This is a genomic window from Caballeronia udeis, assembly GCF_001544555.2.
GTDB classification, from domain to species: Bacteria; Pseudomonadota; Gammaproteobacteria; order Burkholderiales; family Burkholderiaceae; genus Caballeronia; species Caballeronia udeis.
In genome coordinates, this window is sequence record NZ_FCOK02000053.1 from 20,440 (window position 1) to 35,762 (window position 15,323).

The 15,323-nt window shown below is 62.1% G+C and carries 16 protein-coding genes; all 16 read left to right on the forward strand.

The features are described from left to right. Positions 1 to 24 precede the first annotated feature (24 nt). The 16 genes from AWB69_RS29910 (at position 25) to AWB69_RS29980 (ending at position 14,919) form a co-directional block, all read left to right on the forward strand. On the forward strand, positions 25 to 1,851 hold the full coding sequence (locus tag AWB69_RS29910) for a nickel-dependent hydrogenase large subunit (RefSeq protein ID WP_062090440.1): 1,827 nt from the start codon (positions 25 to 27) through the stop codon (positions 1,849 to 1,851). Beyond that, the gene (locus AWB69_RS29915; protein WP_062090441.1) at positions 1,848 to 2,387 is read left to right on the forward strand and encodes a NifU family protein; all 540 of its coding nucleotides are present in this window, start codon (positions 1,848 to 1,850) and stop codon (positions 2,385 to 2,387) included. Before AWB69_RS29910 ends, AWB69_RS29915 begins: the two co-directional genes overlap by 4 nt. Further along, on the forward strand, positions 2,384 to 3,040 hold the full coding sequence (locus tag AWB69_RS29920) for a DUF5947 family protein (protein WP_062090442.1): 657 nt from the start codon (positions 2,384 to 2,386) through the stop codon (positions 3,038 to 3,040). The genes AWB69_RS29915 and AWB69_RS29920 overlap by 4 nt, the downstream gene beginning before the upstream one ends. Then, positions 3,033 to 3,722, forward strand: coding sequence for a DUF6084 family protein (locus AWB69_RS29925; protein ID WP_062090443.1), 690 nt, complete (start codon positions 3,033 to 3,035; stop codon positions 3,720 to 3,722). Before AWB69_RS29920 ends, AWB69_RS29925 begins: the two co-directional genes overlap by 8 nt. Next, positions 3,719 to 5,113, forward strand: coding sequence for a hypothetical protein (locus AWB69_RS29930; protein ID WP_062090444.1), 1,395 nt, complete (start codon positions 3,719 to 3,721; stop codon positions 5,111 to 5,113). Before AWB69_RS29925 ends, AWB69_RS29930 begins: the two co-directional genes overlap by 4 nt. Continuing rightward, positions 5,110 to 5,673: a hydrogenase maturation protease gene (locus tag AWB69_RS29935; RefSeq protein ID WP_062090445.1), complete on the forward strand. Its 564-nt coding sequence runs from the start codon at positions 5,110 to 5,112 to the stop codon at positions 5,671 to 5,673. The genes AWB69_RS29930 and AWB69_RS29935 overlap by 4 nt, the downstream gene beginning before the upstream one ends. After that, positions 5,670 to 5,774, forward strand: a complete 105-nt coding sequence (locus AWB69_RS50890; RefSeq protein ID WP_407923064.1) for a DUF6893 family small protein — start codon at positions 5,670 to 5,672, stop codon at positions 5,772 to 5,774. The genes AWB69_RS29935 and AWB69_RS50890 overlap by 4 nt, the downstream gene beginning before the upstream one ends. 11 nt (positions 5,775 to 5,785) lie before the next feature. Next, positions 5,786 to 8,209, forward strand: coding sequence for a carbamoyltransferase HypF (gene hypF / locus AWB69_RS29940; protein ID WP_062090481.1), 2,424 nt, complete (start codon positions 5,786 to 5,788; stop codon positions 8,207 to 8,209). Beyond that, positions 8,200 to 8,529 carry a HypC/HybG/HupF family hydrogenase formation chaperone gene (locus AWB69_RS29945; protein WP_062090446.1) on the forward strand — a complete coding sequence of 110 codons (330 nt, stop codon included), beginning with the start codon at positions 8,200 to 8,202 and terminating at the stop codon, positions 8,527 to 8,529. The genes hypF and AWB69_RS29945 overlap by 10 nt, the downstream gene beginning before the upstream one ends. Then, on the forward strand, positions 8,522 to 9,229 hold the full coding sequence (locus AWB69_RS29950) for a D-sedoheptulose-7-phosphate isomerase (RefSeq protein WP_062090447.1): 708 nt from the start codon (positions 8,522 to 8,524) through the stop codon (positions 9,227 to 9,229). The genes AWB69_RS29945 and AWB69_RS29950 overlap by 8 nt, the downstream gene beginning before the upstream one ends. Further along, positions 9,226 to 10,410, forward strand: a complete 1,185-nt coding sequence (hypD, locus tag AWB69_RS29955; RefSeq protein WP_062090448.1) for a hydrogenase formation protein HypD — start codon at positions 9,226 to 9,228, stop codon at positions 10,408 to 10,410. Before AWB69_RS29950 ends, hypD begins: the two co-directional genes overlap by 4 nt. Continuing rightward, complete coding sequence (gene hypE / locus AWB69_RS29960) at positions 10,407 to 11,453, forward strand: hydrogenase expression/formation protein HypE (RefSeq protein WP_062090449.1); 1,047 nt, start codon at positions 10,407 to 10,409, stop codon at positions 11,451 to 11,453. Before hypD ends, hypE begins: the two co-directional genes overlap by 4 nt. A 29-nt stretch (positions 11,454 to 11,482) precedes the next feature. Continuing rightward, a complete protein-coding gene (gene hypA / locus AWB69_RS29965) occupies positions 11,483 to 11,812 on the forward strand; it encodes a hydrogenase maturation nickel metallochaperone HypA (RefSeq protein WP_062090450.1) in 330 nt (109 codons plus the stop codon). A gap of 38 nt (positions 11,813 to 11,850) precedes the next feature. Continuing rightward, the gene (gene hypB / locus AWB69_RS29970) at positions 11,851 to 12,771 is read left to right on the forward strand and encodes a hydrogenase nickel incorporation protein HypB (RefSeq protein ID WP_269447502.1); all 921 of its coding nucleotides are present in this window, start codon (positions 11,851 to 11,853) and stop codon (positions 12,769 to 12,771) included. Between the two features lie 68 nt (positions 12,772 to 12,839). Beyond that, positions 12,840 to 13,898, forward strand: coding sequence for a HoxN/HupN/NixA family nickel/cobalt transporter (locus AWB69_RS29975; RefSeq protein ID WP_062090482.1), 1,059 nt, complete (start codon positions 12,840 to 12,842; stop codon positions 13,896 to 13,898). A gap of 169 nt (positions 13,899 to 14,067) precedes the next feature. Next, positions 14,068 to 14,919 (forward strand): polysaccharide deacetylase family protein, encoded by an 852-nt coding sequence (locus AWB69_RS29980; protein WP_062090452.1) that lies wholly within the window; start codon positions 14,068 to 14,070, stop codon positions 14,917 to 14,919. Positions 14,920 to 15,323 lie beyond the last annotated feature (404 nt).

Here is a 15,323-nt window from a genome sequence, read left to right on the forward strand (position 1 = left end):
GACAGAGGTATCCAGGAGGGGGTCATGGCAGATATTGCGGCACCTGAATTGAAGTCCGGCAAGGCGTCAGAGCCTGCCAAACTGGTCGAGATGAACTGGGACCCCATCACGCGGATCGTAGGCAGTCTCGGCATTTATACAAAAATCGATTTCGAGCAGCGCAAGGTCGCCGAGTGCTACAGCACATCATCTATTTTTCGCGGCTACAGCATCTTCATGAAGGGCAAGGACCCGCGCGATTCGCACTTCATCACCAGCAGGATCTGCGGCATCTGCGGCGACAATCACGCGACCTGCTCGGTGTATGCGCAGAACATGGCCTACGGCGTGAAGCCGCCGAACATGGCGGAATGGATCGTCAATCTCGGCGAAGCGGCCGAGTACATGTTCGATCACAACATCTTCCAGGACAACCTGGTGGGCGTGGATTTCTGCGAGCAGATGGTCAAGGAAACCAATCCGGGCGTCTGGGCGAAAGCGCAAAAAGCCGCTGCGCCGCATGCGCAGATCCACGGCTACAAGACCATCGCGGACATCATGACCGCGCTGAATCCGTTCACGGGCGAGTTCTATCGCGAGACGCTGCATGTGAGCCGTTATACCCGCGAGATGTTCTGCCTGATGGAAGGCCGTCACGTGCATCCGTCAACGCTGTATCCCGGTGGCGTGGGAACGGTGCCGACCGTGCAGCTTTTCACGGACTACATCACGCGTCTGATGAAGTACGTGGAGTTCATGAAGAAGGTCGTGCCGCTGCACGACGACCTGTTCGACTTCTTTTATGAAGCACTGCCGGGCTACGAGGAAGTCGGGCGCCGCAGGATTCTGCTCGGGTGCTGGGGTTCGTTCCAGGACCCGGATGTATGCGACTACGACTACAAGACGATGACCGACTGGGGCCGCAGCATGTTCGTCACACCGGGCGTCGTGGTGGACGGCGAACTGGTGACCACGGACCTGGTCGAGATCAACCTGAATATCCGCATCCTGCTCGGCAGTTCGTTCTATGAAGACTGGGATCATGAGGAGACGTTTGTCCGGCAGGATCCGCTGGGCAATCCGGTCGATCGTAAACATCCATGGAACCAGACGACCATCCCGAGGCCGCAGAAACGCAAGTTCGACGGCAACTACACGTGGGTGATGTCGCCGCGCTGGTACGACAAGCGCACCGGCGACTACCTCGCGCTCGATACCGGCGGTGGTCCGATCGCGCGGTTGTGGACGACCGCGCTCGCGGGCCTGGTGGACATTGGCTATGTGAAGTCGACGGGTCACAGCGTGAAGATCTATTTGCCGAAGACAGCCCTTAAACCCGAAGTCGAGTTCGAATGGAAGATCCCGAAGTGGAGCAACGCGATTGAACGCGACCGCGCGCGCACGTATTTCCAGGCCTATGCGGCCGCTTGTGCGCTGCATTTTGCGGAGAAGGCGCTAGCCGAATTGCATGCGGGCCATACGCGCACTTTCACGCCGTTCCAGGTGCCTGATGAAGCCATCGGCTGCGGTTTCCACGAAGCGGTGCGCGGTGTGCTCTCCCATCATCTGGTGATCCAGGGCGGCAAGATTGCGAACTACCATCCGTATCCGCCGACCCCGTGGAATGCGAATCCGCGCGATATCTACGGCACGCCCGGACCGTATGAAGATGCGGTGCAAAACACGCCGATCTTCGAAGAGAACGGGCCGGACAAGTTCAAGGGCATCGACATCATGCGGGCGGTGCGCAGTTTCGATCCGTGCCTGCCGTGCGGCGTGCATATGTATGTCGGGGATGGCAAGACCATCGATGTCGCGCACTCGCCAACCTTCGGCGTTCCGCCGGGCATGAAGCCGGGAGGGCACTCATGAGCGACGCGCGCGTGCTTGAAGAACAACAACGGCGCATCGACGAACTGATTGCAGCACTGGAGACACTGGACGACACGCATGCGCGCGATATTGCGCAGGCGTTGTTGCAGGTGGTGCTCGAGTTGCACGCAAGCGGTCTTGCGCGGCTCTCCGAGATCGTGACCGAGGCGGATGGCGCCGATGGTCCGATCGTCGCCCGGCTGGTGCAGGACAAACAGGTCAGCGCTTTGTTGTTGCTGCACGGGTTGCATCCGCAGGACCTGGCCAGCCGCGTCGAGCAAGCGATCGATGGGCTGCGGGCGCCGCTGGGTGCGCAAGGCGTAAGGATCGAACTGGTCGATGCACGGGAGGACCTGGTGCGCGTTCGTCTGGCGGGCGTGCTGACCGGCAAGCACGTCACCCCTGCCGATGTGCAGAACGATATCGAGCGGGCGATCTTCGACCAGGCGCCGGACGTGGCGCGCATTGAAATAGACGGGATGCCGGACGTCAATGTCCACGAGCTGCGGTTTGTCGCAACACTGCCAACATCATGAACGCACGCGAGGATGGGCGACCTGGAGAACACGCGCACCGTGGCTGGGCAGCTGCGCTGCGCACGTTCGCCCGGCCGCCGGTGACGGCGCTATGTGAACTGTGTGGCGAACCACTCGACGGCACTCATCCTCATCTGCTCGAACTGGAGCAGCAAACGCTGCGTTGCTGCTGCCGCGCATGCGCGTTGCTGTTCGGCAACCAGCAAAACGCGCGCTATAAGCGGGTGCCGGAAAAAGTTCGCTGGCTTGGCGACTTTCATCTGAGCGACGAACAATGGGACGCGTTGGCGATCCCCATCGGCATTGCGTTTTTCTACCGGGATTCGGCGGCGCAACGCGTGATCGCGATGTACCCGGGTGCAGCCGGCGCGATGCAGTCTTCGCTTGACCTGAGCGCGTGGCAAGTTCTCGTTGCCGACAACCCCGTCCTCAATACCCTCGAACCCGATGTCCAAGCGCTGCTGGTGAATCGCGTGGAAGGCGCGCGCGAGTATTACCGCGTGCCCATCGACCAGTGTTATGCGCTGACCGGTGTCATTCGGGCGCGCTGGCGCGGAGTGTCGGGCGGTGTGGATGCGTGGCGCGCGATCCGTGCGTGTTTTGCAGCGCTGAAAGCCGGCGAGCGTTTGCCCGAGGGAGTGCCCAATGCCTGATCTTGACTTCGTCGTCGAGGGTGCGGAGATCGCGCTGCATTCGGTGTCGCCACTGCTGGTGTTCAAGCTGCGCGTGACCAGCAAGAGCGCGCCGAACGGGGCGGCCGCTCACGAGGAAATCGCGAGCCTCGCGCTGCATTGCCAGATCCAGATAGAAGCGACCCGGCGGACTTACGAGCCGGTCGATCAGGCGCGGCTCAGCGATTTGTTCGGTGTACCGCAGCGCTGGTCGCAGACCTTGCGGACCCTGCTGTGGACGCACGCCAATGCGGCGGTTCCGTCATTCACCGGTGCCTGCACGGTCGATCTGCCGGTGCCGTGCACGTTCGACTTCAATGTCGCGGCGGCGAAGTATTTCGATGCGCTGGGAGACGGGGAAATCCCGTTGATGCTGCAGTTCAGCGGAACGATTTTTTATCGTGAAAGCGACGGCACGCTGCAAGTCGCGCGTGTTCCGTGGCACAAGGAAGCCTCCTTCCGGCTGCCGGTCGCGACGTGGCGAGCGATGCGCGATTACTACTATCCGAACACCTCGTGGATGTGCGTGCAGCGCGGGGTCTTCGAGCGGCTGGAGCGTTACCGCATAGAGCGAGGCTTGACCGGTTGGGACGAAGCGCTCACGGCCTTGCTGGACGAGCGCCGCGCCGAACCGGCATGGCCTGCTCAAGGAGGCTTGCAATGAACGCCATCGAGGGGATTGTTCAGGCCGTGCTGTACGAGGGATACATGCTTTATCCGTACAGGCCGTCCTCGGTGAAGAACCGGCAGCGCTGGACCTTTGGCAGCGTGTATCCGCAGACGTGGGCCGACTGGTCCGGCAGCGATGCATCAATGATGCAGACCGAATGCGTGATCGAAGGCGACGACGAAACGCGCGTAACGGTGCGGCCGTGTTTCCTGCATCTGATCGAGCGCGACGTGCGTGAGTTGAACGAGCCTGCGGCGGCATGGACTGGACAGGATGAGTTGCCGTCGCGGTCGGTAGCTTCGCTGGAAGCGGGCGGCAGGCGCTTCGACGCGTGGCAGGAAGCCAGTGAGCAGCATGTCGAAGTCCCTGCATTGAGGCTGGGTGGATTGTGTATCGAGGGGCTGCGTCTGCCGTTTTCACTGGTCGGAAAGCGCGCGGTAGAGCCATTAATGGAAACGGACGGGCGCGTGCGCGGCGCGCTGGTGCGCACACGTGCTGCAATCGAAGGCCGGGTGGAATGCTGCGCCACGCGAATCGGCGAACGCACCTTCAGGCTCACAGTCCGCGTAGTCAACGTGACACCGGTTGACGAACCGCGGCGCCTGAATCGCGATGCCGCTTCGTCGTTCGCCTTGCTGTCATGCCATGCGGTGCTGGCGGTGGAGGGCGCTGAGTTCGTCTCGTCGATCGAGCCGCCGGACGAGCAGGCTGAAGCAGTCGCGGATTGCAAGAACATCGGGCTGTGGCCCGTACTGGTTGGTTCGGGCGAACGCCACGACACCATGCTCGCAGCGCCCATCATCCTCTACGACTACCCGCAGGTAGCGCCGGAAAGCGCGGGCGATCTCTTCGACGCCACCGAGATCGATGAGATCCTGACGCTGCGCATCCTCACCATGACCGACGCCGAAAAGCGCGAGATGGCCGCAGGCGATGAACGTTCCCGCGCGCTGCTTGAGCGCACGGAAAACCTGTCCGCGAGCGACTTGCAGCGTCTGCACGGGACCTTGCGCGACGTGCGCGTGGATACGGGCTGGCGCGATGTATCCGAGGAAACCGGCGAGGCCCCCGAAGACGCGGCTCCATGGGCGGAGCTTGACACCATGCCTCCTCTTGCTTGCGTCAACGTCGATGGCGTGGCGTTGCAGGTTGGCTCGCGCGTGGTACTGCATCCCCACGCCCGTGCCGACATCTTCGACCTGGCTTTGCGCGACCAGATAGCGACCATTGAATCGATCGAGCGTGACTTCGAGGACCACGTCCATGTGGCGGTGACGATCGACTGCGATCCCGGACGCGAATTTGGCCTTGCGCGCATGCCGGGTCATCGTTTCTTTTTCGCGCCTGATGAGATCGAGCCGTTGCGCGAGGAGCGGCCGTCATGACGTCGATCCTGGTGGCTGGAGTCGGCAACGTCTTCCTGGGTGACGACGGCTTCGGCGTCGAAGTCGTGCGGCGCCTGCATGAAAGACGCAATGATGCGTGGCCGCCGGAGGTCCGCGTGATCGACTATGGAATCCGCGGAATCGACCTGTACTACGCGCTGCTGGACGGCGTGGACCTGGCCGTTCTCGTCGATGCCACGCACCGCGACGGACCACCCGGAACGATGTATGTGATCGAGCCTTCCGCAGCGAACACCCATGAGCGTGTCACAGGCGATGTCTCGCCCGTCATGATCTCGCCGCACGATCTCGATCCGGCGCAAGTCCTTCAAGCCGTCCAGGCGATGGGTGGAGAGGTGGGCCGGATTGTTCTGGTGGGTTGCGAGCCGGAAAGCCTCGGCACGGAGGACGGGCGGGAGGGCCGCATGGGACTGAGCGACCCCGTCGCGGCGGCAGTGGAGGAAGCCGTGGAAACCATTGAAACAATGATCGGAAACATGCAGGCGCAGACCACCGTGGCCAACGCCGGGAGCGTGTCGCAGGACCACTGGAGAGCATGATGAAGCTCTTGCTGAAGTACTTGTTATTGTCCGGGCTGGTTGTTGGCGTTGCGGCGAACCTGAAGGATATCCGCCGCTATATCCGTATCCGCAACATGTGACGGGCACGGCCATGAGCCTGTGTCCGCCTCCGGTTCGCGACGAACCGCCCGTGATATTCCGGGCCGGTGAGGTGATTCGTGTGCGCGGACTCGTGCAGGGCGTGGGTTTCAGGCCTACAGTATGGCGTCTTGCACACGCTTGCGGCATCACCGGCGACGTGGGCAACGACGGCGAAGGTGTGCTGATCCACGCTTGGGCCGACACAAGTACGCTCGACGATTTCGTCGACCGCTTGCGCAGCGGTTGTCCGCCGCTTGGGCGTATCGATTCCATTGAACGACGTGTATTGCACGGGACGCCTCCGCCTTCAGGCGGGTTCCGGATTGTCGCGAGTACGAGCGGCCGTGCGCATACCGGCGTGGTACCGGACGCGGTGACTTGCCGCGCATGTATCGACGAGACGTTCGACCCGGCGAGCCGTCGTTATGGGTACGCGTTCACCAATTGCACGCATTGCGGGCCGCGCTTGTCGATTGTCCAGGCGATCCCTTATGACCGCCCGAACACGACAATGGCCGCCTTTGCGCTATGCGCCGCCTGTGCGAGTGAATACGATGATCCGGCCGACCGGCGCTTTCATGCGCAGCCGGTTGCGTGTCCTCTTTGCGGGCCACGCCTGTGGCTTGAGCAGGCCGATGGTTCGCTTGCGGAAGGCGATCCGCTGGACACCACACGCCGATTTATCCAGCGCGGCAAGATTGTGGCAATCAAAGGGCTGGGCGGTTTTCAGCTTGCATGCGCCGCGTCAGATCACGCGGCCGTTGCGAAACTACGCGCGTTGAAACGTCGCGAGCGCAAGCCGTTCGCGCTGCTGGCGCGCGACGTGGCAATGATCGAACGCTACTGCGTGGTGAGCGCAGCGGACGAGGTCCTGCTTGAAAGCCCTGGCGGGCCCATCGTGATCATGCCGATGATGTCGACGATCGGGCGCGGCATGCTTGACCCGTTTCCGGGCGTGGCGCCGGGTATTGGGACTCTCGGTTTCATGCTGCCTTCGACTCCCCTGCATCATCTGCTGATGCAATCGCTTGACGGCCCGATCGTGCTGACCAGCGGCAACCTCGCCGACGAACCGCAATGCATCGATAACAACGAAGCCCGCCAGCGGCTCGCAGGCATGGCCGACGCGTGGCTGATGCACGACCGCGACATCGCGCGGCGCGTAGACGATTCGGTCGCGCGGGTCAATTGCGGCGTATCACGCCTGCTGCGCCGCTCGCGCGGTTATGCTCCCGCGCCGTTGCGTTTACCGCGCGACCTTGCCGCTGCGCCGCCGGTTCTCGCGATGGGCGCACAGCAGAAAAACACGTTCTGCCTGCTGCGCGATGGCGAAGCGGTTGTGTCGCATCACATCGGCGAACTGGAGAATGGCGAGACGTATCGCGACTACATGACATCGCTCGCGCGTTATCAGCATCTGTTCGAACACGATGCCAGTTTCGTCGCAGTCGACCTGCATCCCGAGTATCTGTCGCGCAAGCTCGGTATCGATATCGCGCAGCAGCGGCATTTACCGCTCGCCGAGATCCAGCATCATCACGCGCACGTCGCAGCGTGTCTTGCGGAAAATGATATCGGTCTGGGCACTGACGTTCTTGGCATCGCGCTTGACGGGCTCGGCATGGGCCAGGACAACACGCTATGGGGCGGCGAATTTTTGCTAGGCGGCTACGTGGATTTCAAGCGTCTTGGGAGTTTTACGCCGGTCGCACTACCCGGAGGCGCCTACGCGATCCATGAGCCGTGGCGCAACACGTACGCGCATTTGTCCGCGAGCCTCGGATGGCGGCGTTTCGCGAAGCAATACGCGAAGCTCGACCTCCACCGCTTTCTCGCTGACCGTCCGCTGATGCTGCTCGATCAGATGATCGACGGCGGGATCAATAGTCCTGTTGCAAGCTCGGCGGGGCGTTTGTTCGATGCGCTCGCCGGGGCGCTCGGCGTGTGCCGCGAACGCGTTCAATACGAAGGGCAGGCGGCGATCGAGCTCGAAGCGTTGATCGATACCCATACGCTACATGATGAAGACGACGCGCTGGCGTATCCGTTTGACATCGTGGAAAAGGGTACTTTGCTGTTGATCGACCCAAAGCCCATGTGGATCGCGCTGCTCGACGACATGTCGCGCGCCACCCCCGTACCGGTAATGTCCGCCCGCTTTCACAAAGGGCTCGCCATGGCGATCGTTCGGATGACTATCCGTCTGATCGGGTTCACGCAGGTTCGTACCGTCGCACTATCCGGCGGGGTCATGCAGAACCGCGTGCTGTTCGAACAACTCAACGCACGTCTTGCGGCATGCGGAATCAATGTACTGACACATCGCCAGGTACCGTCCAACGACGGTGGCATTGCGCTGGGGCAAGCGGCAATCACTGCCGCGCGTGCCCTTGCGCCCGCGTTTGTTGAACCACGGAGTACGTCATGTGCCTAGGCATCCCGGGACAGATCGTCGAGATCAGCGACGCGGACAATGACCTCGCATTAGTCGATGTAGGAGGCGTGCAGCGGATCATCAACATCGCGTTCATCGTCGATGATGAACGGCCGCCGTCCGCCTGTGTCGGCAACTGGGTGCTGGTGCATGTCGGTTTTGCGATGAGCCGTCTCGACGAAGCCGAAGCCATGCGCACGCTTGCCCTGTTGCGTGAACTCGGCGAGGCGCAGGCGGAGATGGCCGCGATGATGGAAGGCGGTGGTGAGCCGCCACCTCGTGAGCCGTTAAACCACCATGATGGAGCGCGCCATGACTGAGCATACGGCGCTACAGGGTCTGTATCCGTTTCTTCACGGCGGGCGTCAGGACGCGGCGAAACTCGATGCCGCGCTGCTCGAATCGGTCGCGCAGAAGGCGCAGGCAAGCATTGAAGCCAAGCGCGCGTTCTTCGCCGATAACGCCGCCGCAGTGGTCGCTGTGGCGCATGCGATTGCGGATGTTTATCGCCATGACGGCAGGCTCTTTTCAATGGGTAACGGCGGTTCGAGTTGCGACGCCGCGCATATTGCGGTGGAGTTCCTGCATCCGGTGACGGCCGGGCGGCCGGCGCTCACCGCGGTCAACCTCGTCGCCGACACCGCGATGATGACGGCCGTGGGCAACGACGTCGGCTTCACGCATATCTATGTCCGGCAACTGGTGGCGCAGGCGCGTCGCGGCGACGGCCTGATCGGGGTGTCGACGAGCGGCAATTCCGACAACCTGCTCGCCGCATTCGCGAAAGCGCGCGAGATGGGCGTGGTGACCATTGGCCTGGCCGGGCACGACGGCGGCAAGATGGCGGCGCCCGGTGCGCTCGACCATTGCCTTGTAGTGCCGAGTGACAGCATTCATCGTATTCAGGAAACCCACGTCGCGATTTATCACATCCTGTGGGACCTGGTTCATACGCTGCTCGCCGATGAACGCGGCAGCCTGAATGTCCCTGACACGACGGCAGCGGAGCGCGTGTCATGAAATACGTCGACGAATTCCGCGATCCCGACAAAGCGCGAACGCTGACGCTCGAGATCCATCGGCTGGTCGAGCGGATCGTGCGCAACCGGGGCGGCCTTGAACGGCCGTTGCAGATCATGGAGGTCTGCGGCGGTCATACGCATTCCATCTTCAGGTACGGGATTCACCAGATGCTGCCAGCTGAGGTCGAGTTCGTCCATGGCCCGGGTTGCCCGGTCTGCGTGTTGCCGATGGGCCGCGTGGACGACTGCGTGGCGCTCGCCGAGCGCTCCGAAGTGATCTTCACGACCTTTGGCGACGCGATGCGCGTACCCGGTTCGCGCAAGAGCCTGCTGAAAGCGAAGGCGGACGGCGCCGACGTGCGGATGGTCTATTCGCCGCTCGATGCGCTTGCGATTGCGCGTGCGAATCCGCATCGCGAGGTGATCTTCTTCGGGCTGGGTTTTGAAACCACCATGCCAAGCACCGCGATGACCGTGCTGCTGGCTCACGCCCAACGCATCAATAACTTTTCGCTGTTTTGCAACCACATCACGATCATCCCCACGATCAAGGCCATTCTCGATTCCCCCGACCTGCATCTCGACGGCTTTCTTGGACCCGGACACGTGAGCATGGTGATCGGCACGCGGCCGTATCGGTTCATTGCGGAGCATTACCGGCGGCCAATTACTGTCGCCGGGTTCGAACCGCTGGACGTGCTGCAATCGGTGTGGATGGTGCTGCGGCAGATCGCCGAAGGCCGCTGTGAAGTGGAGAACCAGTACGGCCGGATCGTGCCGGAGGACGGCAATGCGCAGGCGCTGTCGGCGATCGGGCAAGTGTTCGAGTTGCGCGAATTTTTCGAGTGGCGCGGCCTGGGGTCGATCGATCATTCCGGCGTGCGGATACGCGAACGCTTCGCTGCTTACGACGCGGAGCGCAAGTTCCCCGTCGCCAACCTGAAGATCGCCGATCCGAAATCCTGCCAGTGCGGCGAGGTGCTCAAGGGCGTGATCAAGCCGCAGCAGTGCAAGGTATTCGGCACCGCCTGCACGCCGGAAACGCCGCTCGGCTCGTTGATGGTATCGAGCGAAGGCGCGTGCGCCGCACACTATCGTTATGCACGAATCGATACATCGGCGTTGTTCGCACACAAGCGTGTTACGCCGGAAACGGTTCAGCCTGGGGCGGGAGCATGAACGACCGGATCGGCAGGCTACGCGATGTCACGATCAATCTCGCGCACGGCGGTGGCGGCCGTGCGATGCGCGACCTGATCGAGGACGTGTTTGTCACCGCCTTCAATAACCCAGCGCTCGCCGCGCTCGAAGACCAGGCGGTGTTTTCGCTCGCGGATTTCGTGCGGCTTGGCGACCGGCTGGCGTTCACTACGGATAGCTATGTCGTCGACCCGTTGTTTTTCCCGGGCGGCGACATAGGGACGCTCGCGGTATCGGGCACGGTCAACGACCTTGCCATGTCGGGGGCAAAACCACTGTTTCTATCGTGCGGGATGGTGATTGAAGAGGGCCTGGCGGTTGATGTTCTGCGCCGCGTGGCGGCAAGCATGCAGCGTGTCGCGATCGAAGCGGGCGTGTCTATTGTTACCGGCGACACCAAGGTGGTTGAACGCGGCTGCGCGGACAAGCTGTTCATCAACACGGCGGGTGTGGGCGTCGTGCCGCCCGGCGTGAATATATCGGCGCGGCGTGCGCGGCCCGGCGACGTGGTGATCGTTAACGGCTTTCTGGGTGATCACGGTGCAGCGATCCTGGTTGCGCGAAAGCAGCTTGCATTGCAGTCCGATCTAGCAAGCGATTGCGCGCCGCTCGGGTCCCTGGTCGACGCAATGCTGGGTGCATGCAAGGACATCCATTGCATGCGTGACGCAACACGCGGCGGGGTAGCGACGGTACTGAACGAGTTCGCGGTGTCGTCGGGTGTCGCGATTCGCATTCAGGAAAACGCGCTGCCTATCCGCGAGGAAGTGAAGGGCGCTTGCGAAATCCTTGGGCTTGATCCGCTGTACCTGGCGAACGAAGGCAAGCTGGTTGCGATAGTCCCGGCACACGCCGCGTCAAGCGTACTCGCGACGATGCATGCGCACCCGAGCGGCACGCGGGCGGCTGTGATCGGCGAGGTCGTTGCGCAGCCGGCGGGCATTGTGGTGCTGCATACGGTGTTCGGCGGACAGCGAATCGTCGACATGCTGACGGGCGAGCAACTGCCGCGGATCTGTTAGGGAGCTTCAGGCATAGGGGACGCAGCATCATGCATGAACTGAGCATTGCGAATAGTGTCGTCGAGCTCTGCGCCGAACGCGCGATGGGCGCTCGGGTGCTGCGCGTGACGCTGGAGATCGGCCGGTTGTCGGCGGTGATGCCGGACGCGATCCGTTTTTGCTTCGATGTCTGCGCGAAAGACACCGTGCTTGAAGGCGCGGCGCTCGATATTGTCGAGACACCGGGTCTGGCGCGTTGCCTGGACTGCGGCGCAAGTGTGGAGATGACCGACCTGCTCGCGCGCTGCGCGTGTGGAAGCGTCAACCTCGAACTGCTGGCCGGCAGCGAGCTGAAGATAAAACAGATGGAGGTGGTTTGATGTGTACCACATGCGGTTGCTCGAAAGGTGCCGGCACGGTGATCACAGACCCTGAGACCGGCGAGCGGATTGAAACGCCGGCGGAAGGGGAAAGCGGCGCGGTGCGTGAGCCGGGTTCGTGGCGGCAGGTCGCGGGAGGTGCAGCAGGCGTGAGCGTGGCTGCGCATCTGCATGCGCGCGCCCATCGGCATGTTCATGCAGCTCACGTTCATGCACACGACGGGCACGTGCACAGGCATGAGAACGAGCACGAAGCAGCGATAGCCGCGGCCATTCACGGCACCACGATCACGCTCGAACAAGACGTGCTCGCGAAGAACCAGTTACTCGCCGAACACAACCGTGGCTGGCTCGCGAGCCGCCATATCACCGCACTGAATCTGGTCAGCTCGCCGGGGGCGGGCAAGACCACGCTGCTCGAACGCACCATCCGCGATCTCCAGGATCTGCAGAGCGTCCGAACAATCCAGGTCATCGAAGGCGATCAGGCGACGCTCAACGACGCCGAGCGAATTCGCGCGACCGGTTGCCGCGTGGTGCAGATCAACACGGGCACGGGCTGTCATCTGGATGCCGGTATGGTCTCCCGCGCGCTGGCGCAACTGGATCCGCCTTCGCATGCGTGGCTGATGATCGAGAACGTCGGCAATCTCGTGTGCCCCGCGTTGTTCGATCTTGGCGAGCAGGCGAAGGTGGTGATCCTGTCGGTGACCGAGGGAGAAGACAAGCCGCTCAAGTATCCGCACATGTTCCGCGCAAGCCGCCTGATGTTGCTGAGCAAGATCGACCTGCTGCCGCACTTGCGCTTCGATGTAGCGCGCTGCATTGCGTATGCCCGGCAGGTGAATCCATCTATTGAAGTCCTGCAGGTGTCGGCGCAAACCGGGGAGGGGATGAAGGCATGGTATGCGTGGCTGGAAGCGGCTGCAATGGCTGAAGCCGGCGAAATGGTGCGCTAGGCTGCGAGAGGCGCGGCGGCTGGATGGTATTGAAGGGCAAATTGAAGGGTAAGAATCCGGGGCTTGTGATGCTAAAGCAAATGTCTCAGCTTTTTAATGACCGCCCAACGGGTCTGCGCCGCAAGATCACCGGTATTTATGTGCTGCTGCTCGCCTTCAATATAGTCGCGTGGGCATGGGCGCTGACGGCTTTTCACGGGCAGCCCGCGCTGCTGGGAACGGCGCTTTTGGCGTACACGTTCGGGCTGCGCCACGCGGTGGACGCGGACCACATTGCCGCTATCGATAACGTCACCCGCAAGCTGCTGCAGGTCGGCCGCAGTCCGCTTGGCGCCGGCTTGTTTTTCTCGCTCGGCCACTCGACGGTAGTCGTCGCGCTGACCGTGGGCGTTGCGTTCGCCGCGACCGCGCTGACGACGCATTTCGATGACCTGAGAGGTGTCGGCGGTCTGATCGGAACGAGCGTGTCGGCGCTGTTCCTGTTCGTGCTGGCCATCGCGAATCTCGTAGTGCTGGCGTCCGTGATCAGGACATTTCGCGCGGTGCGCCGAGGGGAACCGCTGGTCGAAACCGATCTCGACCTGCTGCTGAACAATCGCGGCTTCCTCTCGCGCTTGCTCCGGCCGTTGTTGAGACTGGTATCGCGTAGCTGGCATCTTTATCCGGTGGGGTTCCTGTTCGGGCTCGGGTTCGATACCGCGACCGAGGTTGCGTTGTTCGGCATATCGGCGGCGCAGGCGTCACATGGCCTGTCGTTCTTGTCGGTGCTCGTGTTGCCGATCCTGTTCACGGCGGGCATGTCGCTGGTCGATACCACCGACGGCATCCTGATGCTCGGCGCGTATCGCTGGGCCTTTGTCCGGCCCATGCGCAAGCTCTACTACAACATGACGATCACGTTCGTTTCAGTGGTGGTCGCGGTGTTGATCGGCGGTATCGAGGTACTGGGTTTGTTCCAGGGCAGCTTCGGGCTCAAGGGCCCGTTCTGGGATTCCATCGGCAGCCTCAACGATCATTTCGGATTGTTGGGCTACATCGTCATAGGCATATTCATTGTGAGCTGGATCGTCTCCATAGCGATCTACAAGCTAAGGCGCTACGACGATATCGCCGTAAAAACGCTGTGACGCTACCGCCAGGCGCTAGAATTCACGCGAGCACAACAAGTGCCGACGCCTTCAGGCACCATCCACCGGAAATAGCTAAGCCCGGCCGTGGTTCAACCCGGCCCGCCGAGGCATGTTTTACTAGCGTATAAACCGTTGTAACGTTATTGGAATCAAAGAAGGAACTCGCATGCTCAAACTTCATCCGCGACTGCAACTCGATCCGGATGCGGCGTCCGGGCGACGCTGGCCTGTGACAGGATATCCCCTCGCGCTGAAGATCACGGCGGCCTGGCATGCCCTTGCGCTGGCGGGCTTTGCCACCGCGCCGGAGATGTGGCCATGGTGGCTGGCGGGCACGGCGGTCAACCACGCGACAGTGACGGCAGCGGGATTATGGCCGCGCTCAACGCTGCTCGGCGCCAACTGGACTCGCTTGCCCGCCACCCCGCGCAATGCAAACGCCATCGCGCTCACGCTCGACGACGGTCCTGATCCACTCGTCACGCCCCAGGTCCTCGACCTCCTCGATGCGCACCAGGTTCGCGCCACATTTTTCCTGATCGGCGAACGTGCGCGTCAATATCCGGCGTTGACCCGCGAGATCGTCGCGCGAGGGCATGGCGTGGAGAACCACTCGCAGAAGCATGTGCATACATTTTCAGTGACGGGCATGGGCGCGCTAAGCCGTGAGATCGATATGGCGCAACGCACGCTGACTGAACTGACGGGCGAGCGGCCGGCTTTTTTTCGCGCACCGGCGGGCTTGCGCAATGTCCTGCTGGAGCCGGTCTTGCAAAAGCTCGATCTGAGACTGGCCGCCTGGACACGACGCGGCTTCGATACCCGCGAGCGCAACCCGGAAATCGTCGCACGCCGTCTGCTGCGCGATCTGGCGCCGCGCGACATCCTGCTGCTCCATGATGGCGACGCCGCCATTACCGACGACGGTCAACCTGTCTTGCTCTCTGTATTGCCGCAAGTCTTCGATGCCGCCAAAAAGCGGGGACTGCACTTCGTTACCTTACGAGAGGCATTCTGATCTCACCGGCAGTACCGCGCTCCTGCGCCATCGAGTAAGAGACGTTACGCATTGTACGAAGCCGGGCAAGGCACCGATTAAGTCACGCATTACCGACTTGCGCCTTATCCGAACGCTTGGCATAACGTAATCCTCCGATGCTCTCCGTAAGGTTCCGGAGGAAGCGTTGTTCCCGATGAGCGTCGCGACTGCCGAAAACTCCGGGGGCGCAGCGCTCACATGCGGCCTGCCGACATCAGTTCCGCAAAAAACGCGCAATGCCGATCCCGCAATCGCGAGGCCACAGGGCTGCTTTCGCGGATCACCCGGACGACCGGATAAACGACTGGTGAACGGAGGAGGGACAACAGGTGATCTTCAGTACAGCGGCAACAACATACATTCGGTAACTTTTTCGATTTGGA

Coding starts and splice junctions, on each gene's coding strand:
- AWB69_RS29915 (WP_062090441.1), top strand. CDS start 1,848: ATGAGCGACGCGCGCGTGCTTGAAGAACAACAACGGCGCATCGACGAA.
- AWB69_RS29980 (WP_062090452.1), top strand. CDS start 14,068: ATGCTCAAACTTCATCCGCGACTGCAACTCGATCCGGATGCGGCGTCC.
- AWB69_RS29925 (WP_062090443.1), top strand. CDS start 3,033: ATGCCTGATCTTGACTTCGTCGTCGAGGGTGCGGAGATCGCGCTGCAT.
- AWB69_RS29920 (WP_062090442.1), top strand. CDS start 2,384: ATGAACGCACGCGAGGATGGGCGACCTGGAGAACACGCGCACCGTGGC.
- AWB69_RS29950 (WP_062090447.1), top strand. CDS start 8,522: ATGACTGAGCATACGGCGCTACAGGGTCTGTATCCGTTTCTTCACGGC.
- AWB69_RS50890 (WP_407923064.1), top strand. CDS start 5,670: ATGATGAAGCTCTTGCTGAAGTACTTGTTATTGTCCGGGCTGGTTGTT.
- AWB69_RS29910 (WP_062090440.1), top strand. CDS start 25: ATGGCAGATATTGCGGCACCTGAATTGAAGTCCGGCAAGGCGTCAGAG.
- hypD (WP_062090448.1), top strand. CDS start 9,226: ATGAAATACGTCGACGAATTCCGCGATCCCGACAAAGCGCGAACGCTG.
- AWB69_RS29975 (WP_062090482.1), top strand. CDS start 12,840: ATGCTAAAGCAAATGTCTCAGCTTTTTAATGACCGCCCAACGGGTCTG.
- hypF (WP_062090481.1), top strand. CDS start 5,786: ATGAGCCTGTGTCCGCCTCCGGTTCGCGACGAACCGCCCGTGATATTC.
- hypE (WP_062090449.1), top strand. CDS start 10,407: ATGAACGACCGGATCGGCAGGCTACGCGATGTCACGATCAATCTCGCG.
- hypA (WP_062090450.1), top strand. CDS start 11,483: ATGCATGAACTGAGCATTGCGAATAGTGTCGTCGAGCTCTGCGCCGAA.
- AWB69_RS29930 (WP_062090444.1), top strand. CDS start 3,719: ATGAACGCCATCGAGGGGATTGTTCAGGCCGTGCTGTACGAGGGATAC.
- AWB69_RS29945 (WP_062090446.1), top strand. CDS start 8,200: ATGTGCCTAGGCATCCCGGGACAGATCGTCGAGATCAGCGACGCGGAC.
- AWB69_RS29935 (WP_062090445.1), top strand. CDS start 5,110: ATGACGTCGATCCTGGTGGCTGGAGTCGGCAACGTCTTCCTGGGTGAC.